The organism is uncultured Megasphaera sp., from assembly GCF_958350005.1.
Taxonomy (GTDB): Bacteria; Bacillota; Negativicutes; order Veillonellales; family Megasphaeraceae; genus Megasphaera.
In genome coordinates, this window is the sequence record NZ_CATWFF010000130.1 from 1 (window position 1) to 5,901 (window position 5,901).

The 5,901-nt window shown below is 51.7% G+C and carries 7 protein-coding genes; all 7 read left to right on the forward strand.

Translation table 11 applies throughout. The features are described from left to right. Positions 1–120 precede the first annotated feature (120 nt). The 7 genes from thiL to Q3886_RS07920 are packed head-to-tail and all read left to right on the forward strand — an operon-like array spanning position 121 to position 5,806. A complete protein-coding gene (gene thiL / locus Q3886_RS07890) occupies positions 121–1,143 on the forward strand; it encodes a thiamine-phosphate kinase (RefSeq protein WP_301860788.1) in 1,023 nt (340 codons plus the stop codon). Next, positions 1,109–1,579: a tRNA (adenosine(37)-N6)-threonylcarbamoyltransferase complex ATPase subunit type 1 TsaE gene (gene tsaE / locus Q3886_RS07895; RefSeq protein ID WP_301860796.1), complete on the forward strand. Its 471-nt coding sequence runs from the start codon at positions 1,109–1,111 to the stop codon at positions 1,577–1,579. The genes thiL and tsaE overlap by 35 nt, the downstream gene beginning before the upstream one ends. Further along, positions 1,563–2,273: a tRNA (adenosine(37)-N6)-threonylcarbamoyltransferase complex dimerization subunit type 1 TsaB gene (gene tsaB / locus Q3886_RS07900; RefSeq protein WP_301860789.1), complete on the forward strand. Its 711-nt coding sequence runs from the start codon at positions 1,563–1,565 to the stop codon at positions 2,271–2,273. Before tsaE ends, tsaB begins: the two co-directional genes overlap by 17 nt. After that, on the forward strand, positions 2,270–2,752 hold the full coding sequence (rimI, locus tag Q3886_RS07905) for a ribosomal protein S18-alanine N-acetyltransferase (protein WP_301860798.1): 483 nt from the start codon (positions 2,270–2,272) through the stop codon (positions 2,750–2,752). The genes tsaB and rimI overlap by 4 nt, the downstream gene beginning before the upstream one ends. 3 nt (positions 2,753–2,755) lie before the next feature. Beyond that, a complete protein-coding gene (gene tsaD / locus Q3886_RS07910) occupies positions 2,756–3,778 on the forward strand; it encodes a tRNA (adenosine(37)-N6)-threonylcarbamoyltransferase complex transferase subunit TsaD (RefSeq protein WP_301860791.1) in 1,023 nt (340 codons plus the stop codon). A gap of 12 nt (positions 3,779–3,790) precedes the next feature. After that, positions 3,791–5,212 (forward strand): sensor histidine kinase, encoded by a 1,422-nt coding sequence (locus tag Q3886_RS07915; protein ID WP_301860793.1) that lies wholly within the window; start codon positions 3,791–3,793, stop codon positions 5,210–5,212. Between the two features lie 6 nt (positions 5,213–5,218). Then, a complete protein-coding gene (locus tag Q3886_RS07920; protein ID WP_301860795.1) occupies positions 5,219–5,806 on the forward strand; it encodes an ANTAR domain-containing response regulator in 588 nt (195 codons plus the stop codon). The last annotated feature ends 95 nt before the right edge of the window (positions 5,807–5,901 follow it).

Below are 5,901 nucleotides of genomic sequence, written 5' to 3' on the forward strand. Positions count from 1 at the left end.
AACTTCTCCTGACAGCATAAAATATTCGCAAGGTGCGATAAATTCCCTGAATGGTTTTACTTTTGCCTGTATTTCTATTACAATATATGCTATGTATGGAATGTATTGAGGAGCAGGCATATGAAGATTTCTGATATTGGTGAATTTGGATTTATTGATGCTGTGAAAGACAATACAATTTTTCGGCCCCAGTCTGTTGTTGTCGGCATTGGCGATGACGGTGCCGTGTATAAGACGACGGCAGGAATGGAGCAGATTGCCGTCATTGATACGATGGTAGAAGGCAGTCACTTTATTATTGGCAAGACCGCTTCCTGGTATGATGTAGGATATAAGGCCGTTGCGTCCAACTTGAGCGATATTGCTGCCATGGGTGGCGTGCCGACCCACCTGGTCTTATCCACGGCCATTCGTCCCGATATGGATATGGCTGATCTGACGGAGATGTATGACGGCATGAAAGCTATCTGCCGGAAGTATGGCGTCAATATCCTCGGCGGCGATACGGTCCTGTCCAAAGGAAGTCTGGTCATTACGGTAGCTGCCTTTGGCGAAGTGGAAGCCGGAAAGGCCATCTGCCGCAGCGGTGCCAAAGCAGGCGATGTCGTAGCTGTGTCCCACTGTGTCGGTGATTCGTCAGGCGGTCTGGACGTCCTTCTGCACGGAGCAGAAGGCTATAAGCGGCTCACGCAGGCGCACAAGCTGCCAGTTCCGCAGATTGAACTGGGACGGCTTCTGGTGGCTCATCACTGTCATAGTCTAAATGACATCAGCGATGGCCTGGCCAGTGAATCCAATGAAATCGCCAAGGCCAGCGGCGTCGTGCTGGTGCTGGACCGCGCACGTATTCCCGTCAGTCCGGAACTGCAGCAGTGGGCTGCAGCACAACATACAGACTGTTGGCATTACGTTTTCAATGGCGGCGAAGATTATGAACTGATCTTTACGATGGCGCCCCGGGATTTTGATGCCCTGCAGCAGGAGTATCCTGACGTCACGGCTATTGGTACGGTCGAAGCCGGTAAGGGATGCGTATATTTGCAGCACGATGGTCAGCAGACGCTGCTGCCGCCGTCAGGATGGAATCATTTTCGCAACGAAGGAGAGCATACGATTGGATATAACGACGCACGGAGAACGTGAGACAATTGCGCTGGGAGAAGTCATCGGGCGCGTTCTGCATCCTGGGGATGTACTGGCCCTGCATGGCGACCTGGGCGCCGGCAAGACCCATTTCGTCCAGGGCATTGCCCGGGGAATGGGGATTATGGAACCCGTTGTCAGCCCGACGTTTACAATATTAAATTATTACGAACATGATATACCGCTTCAGCACTTTGATTTTTACCGGCTTGAAGAAGAGTATGAACTGGATGATCTGGGGTTTGACGACTATCTCAGCCAGGGCGTTACCGTCATTGAATGGTCAGAAAAGTTTTTGGAACGCCTGCCGGAAGATGCGGCTCATATTACAATTGACAAGACCGGGCCGGAAGAGCGAATCATTCATTTGTCTCTTGTAGACCCGCGCTGGGCTGATGTAAAAAAGGAGGTAGAAGCCTATGCTGCTGGCCATTGAAACATCCAGTCTCGTATCCAGTGTAGCCCTGCTTCATGACGATACGCTGCGGGCGGAACTGACTGTTCAGGCCCGTCTGACTCATTCGGAACAGCTCATGCCCCATATTGCGGACATGCTGGAAAAAGCGTCTGTCCGCAAACAGGACATTGATGGTATTGCCGTTTCTATTGGCCCTGGTTCTTTTACGGGCCTGCGCATCGGCCTGGCTTCAGCCAAGGCCCTGGCCTTTGCCTGGCAGATACCGATTGTCGGTGTAGAAACGCCGCTCAGCCTGGCCTGGAATTTTGTCGGTGCCTCTTCCCGTATCTGCACGCTTATTGACGCCCAGAAGGGAAATGTCTATGCTGCCGTGTACCAGTGGGAAGAAACGGTGTTGCATACACGGTCTGATGTATATGTTGCGCCCCTTACGGAGGTGCTGGCCGAGTTACAGCAGGAAAAAGGACCTGTTGTCTTCTGCGGCGACGGAGCCTTAAAGTACAGAACGTCCATCGTTGAGGCTAGTGAACAGTTTCGCCTGGCACCGCCGACGATGGCCATTCCTCGGGCTGGCAGTGTGGCCTTGGCGGCAGTGCCGCGGTTCCTGACCGGAAATACCGATGACTGCATGACGCTGACGCCGGCATATAAACGGCGCAGCGAAGCGGAAGTGCTGTGGGAAAAACGCCACGGCGGTCAGTCATGTCTATGATTGTACGGCCTGCCGTTCCCGGTGATGCCGAGGGCATTTTTGCTGTAGAGAAAGAATCATTTTCTGTTCCCTGGAGCCTTGATGCGATTCACAAAGAACTGCAGAACCGTGAACTGACCATGTATTATGTCCTGGAAGACGAAGAGGGACAGATTGCCGGGTATGCCGGGCTGTGGCGTGTCCTGGATGAAGGGCAGATTACCAATATTGCCCTGCGCAGATCCTGCCGGGGCAGCGGTTATGGCGAGCTGCTCCTGCGCGTACTTATGGAAGCTGGCTGGGAAGACGGGTGCAGCGATATTTTTCTGGAAGTGCGCATATCCAATGTCAGCGCTCTTGGACTATACCGAAAACTGGGGTATCAGACATTGTCAGTACGGCAGAAGTATTACTCTGAGCCCGTCGAAGATGCCTATGTCATGGACTGTAAAAAAGAACACTATCCGTGGATTACGAATTACTCAAAAAAGGAAGAATAATGTATGTATACTTTAGCCTTAGAAACGAGCTGTGATGAAACGTCGGCAGCGGTCATTCAGGACGGCCGCCGCATTCTTTCCGATGTCATTTCCACGCAGGTGCCGATTCACCGCAAGTTTGGCGGCGTCGTACCGGAAATTGCCTCTCGCCAGCATATTGAATATGTCATGCCTGTCGTTCAGGAAGCGCTGGAAAAAGCAGGCCTTTCCCTGGCACAGATGGATCATATTGGCGTAACCTATGGCCCTGGGCTGGTTGGCGCTCTGCTGGTCGGCGTTGCCGCAGCCAAGGCACTCAGTTTTGCCTTGGACAAGCCTTTGGTCGGCGTGAATCACATGGAAGGCCATATTTTTGCCAATTTTTTAAGCCATCCCGACTTGGAGCCCCCCTTTTTATGTCTTGTCGTCTCTGGCGGACATACGCAGCTCGTGCGCATTGAAGGGTATAATTCTTTCGTGCTTCTGGGACAGACCCGCGATGATGCAGCTGGTGAAGCATTTGACAAAATTGCCCGTGTCATGGGTTATCCCTATCCAGGCGGTCCGCAGATCGACAAACTGGCCAAGACGGGGAATGCCGAAGCGATTGCCTTTCCCAAGGCCCTTCATGAAAAACATAACTTTGAATTCAGCTTCAGCGGCCTGAAATCGGCAGTTTTGAATTATCTCCATACGCAGGAACAGCGGGGGATTGCATATAATCCCAATGATGTAGCAGCGAGCTTTCAGAAAACCGTTGTTGATACGCTGGTGGAAAAGACGATGGATGCGGCTTCGTACTGTCAGGCTCAGAAAATTGCTGTTGCTGGCGGCGTATCGGCCAACAGTGCCCTGGCAGCGGCTATGGAAGAGGCGTGTCAGGCCCATGGTTATGCCTTCTACCGGCCCGAACCGATTTTATGCACTGATAACGCGGCCATGATTGGCTGCCGGGCGTATTACATGGCTCAGGACGGCCTGTTTGCTGACCTGACGCTGAATGCCAAACCGGGCCTGGCTATTTCGTCGGCGCCGCTGCGGCATTAAGGGGGCATCTGTATGTCTTCTATTGAAGCTGTTTGCAGCAGTGCCAGTTCCCTATCTCAGGTACAGATTCATATATTAAAGCACAGTGAAGAACTGCTGCAGTTTGCCAGCGATTTATCTCATCGGGATTTACAGGTATTGGTTCCTGGACGCAAGGCCGGCACGCTGGTGCTGGCAGCTCAGCGCATGTCCCTGTCCCAGCCGGCAGGAGAAGAACGGACATCGGCGGCAGTCGGCACGGTTCTGGCCGGGTATGAAGCACCGATTGCCCTGCAGGTACTGCAGACCGGACAGGTCATTCAGGGCGGCAAGGAACTGGATTATGGCCGCATTGAGCCGATGGTAGCCTATCCCTTTGTCGATAATGCCGGAGAAACCATGGCCGTTCTCGTCTTTATCGGCGCTGTGGAAGCGGCGCGGGAAGTATTGACCGAAACGGCTGTCATGGCCCTGCGGGTGCCCATTGAACGGGAACCGTGCGATTTGTACCGGCCCCTGTCGCTGCAGGACGGCATTATTCTGGTCAACTGCAACGGCGTCGTCATTTATACGGACGAAATGGCTGAAAGCATTATGCATATGCGTGGCCATTCTGGCATGTTTCTGGGATCGAATATTTACAATACGCCCAGCAGTCTGACCGGAGCCAAGAAGGTACTGGCAACGCGGGAAGGTATAGTCGAAGATGTAACCGCCGGCGGCGTCGTATTTACGCGGCGCGTCATTCCGCTCCTGCAGGGCGGTAAAGTGCGCCGGGTCATTGTCGTACTGACAGAAAAGACGGAACTGTACCGCAAAGAAGAAGAACTGATGATCAAGATGTCGGTCATCAAGGAAATTCACCATCGTGTGAAAAATAATCTGCAGACCATTGCCAGCCTGCTGCGTATGCAGATGCGCCGTACGAACAGTCAGGAAGCCAAAGACGTGCTGAAAGAAAGTGTAAATCGTATTCTGAGCATATCGCTGGTTCATGAAATTTTGTCCCATCATGATGAGGAACATATTGATATTGCCGATGTGGCGCAAAAGCTGCTGGCGTTGCTGGCACACAGCATGGCCGGGGCAGACTGCCAGATTTATACGCAGTTTTCCGGCGATGCCCTGCCGCTGCCGTCTGACGAAGCGGCGTCGCTGGCGCTGGTATTAAATGAAACCATTACCAATGCCATTATTCACGGTTTTGAAAATCGCCGGGAAGGCCATCTTTCCGTAACCATTCAGTGCACGGCTGACAGGTGTACGATTGCTGTAGATGATGATGGCGCAGGGATGGGGAATACGGCTGTAGAACCAGTACAGCGGAAGCATCTGGGACTTACGATTGTCCGCACCTTAGTAGAAAAAGATTTAAAAGGGACATTGGAATTTTTGCCTTTGTCTCCGTCCGGAACGGAGGTAAAAATTTCATTTCCCATTACAGAGAGGGGATAACCATACATGGGATATCGCGTAGTCATTGGGGATGATGAATCTATTATTCGTATGGATTTATGTGAAATGCTGGAAGAAGCGGGGCATACTGTCGTTGGCGAAGCTGCCGACGGTGTGGAGGCCCTGGATCTGGTACGGAAAGAAAAACCGGACATCGTCCTTCTGGATATTAAGATGCCGCGCCTGGACGGCATTCATGCCGCTAAAATGATCGGCCATGAAGGACTGGCACCGGTCCTGCTCCTTACGGCGTACAGTCAGCAGGATATTGTAGAGAAAGCGAAAGATTCCGGCGTTCTTGGCTATCTGGTCAAGCCGGTCAGCCCGGTCAATCTGTTTCCGGCTATAGAAATTGCCATATCTCAGTTTCAGCGGCAATTGGAAACGGCCCATCAGCTGGAAGATATGAATGAGCGCATGGAAACGCGAAAAGTTGTAGAACGGGCCAAAGGATATTTAATGGATTTATATCATATTCCTGAAAACGAAGCCTATCAGCGGCTTCAGCAGTACAGCATGAAAAACAGGAAAACCCTGAAAAATGTAGCATCTGCCGTGATTGCCAGTGTCGAACAAATGAATAAACGTAAATAGACCGTAAAATACCTGCGATTCGAAAAGAAAAAGTATTGACTTTTTTACCTTTCGCAGGTATTATATATAGTGTAAGTTAGCACTCGGACATATAG

What these genes read in the sequence shown, in the direction of transcription:
- thiL (WP_301860788.1), top strand. Translation starts at nt 121, where the DNA reads ATGAAGATTTCTGATATTGGTGAATTTGGATTTATTGATGCTGTGAAA.
- tsaB (WP_301860789.1), top strand. Translation starts at nt 1,563, where the DNA reads ATGCTGCTGGCCATTGAAACATCCAGTCTCGTATCCAGTGTAGCCCTG.
- rimI (WP_301860798.1), top strand. Translation starts at nt 2,270, where the DNA reads ATGATTGTACGGCCTGCCGTTCCCGGTGATGCCGAGGGCATTTTTGCT.
- tsaD (WP_301860791.1), top strand. Translation starts at nt 2,756, where the DNA reads ATGTATACTTTAGCCTTAGAAACGAGCTGTGATGAAACGTCGGCAGCG.
- Q3886_RS07915 (WP_301860793.1), top strand. Translation starts at nt 3,791, where the DNA reads ATGTCTTCTATTGAAGCTGTTTGCAGCAGTGCCAGTTCCCTATCTCAG.
- Q3886_RS07920 (WP_301860795.1), top strand. Translation starts at nt 5,219, where the DNA reads ATGGGATATCGCGTAGTCATTGGGGATGATGAATCTATTATTCGTATG.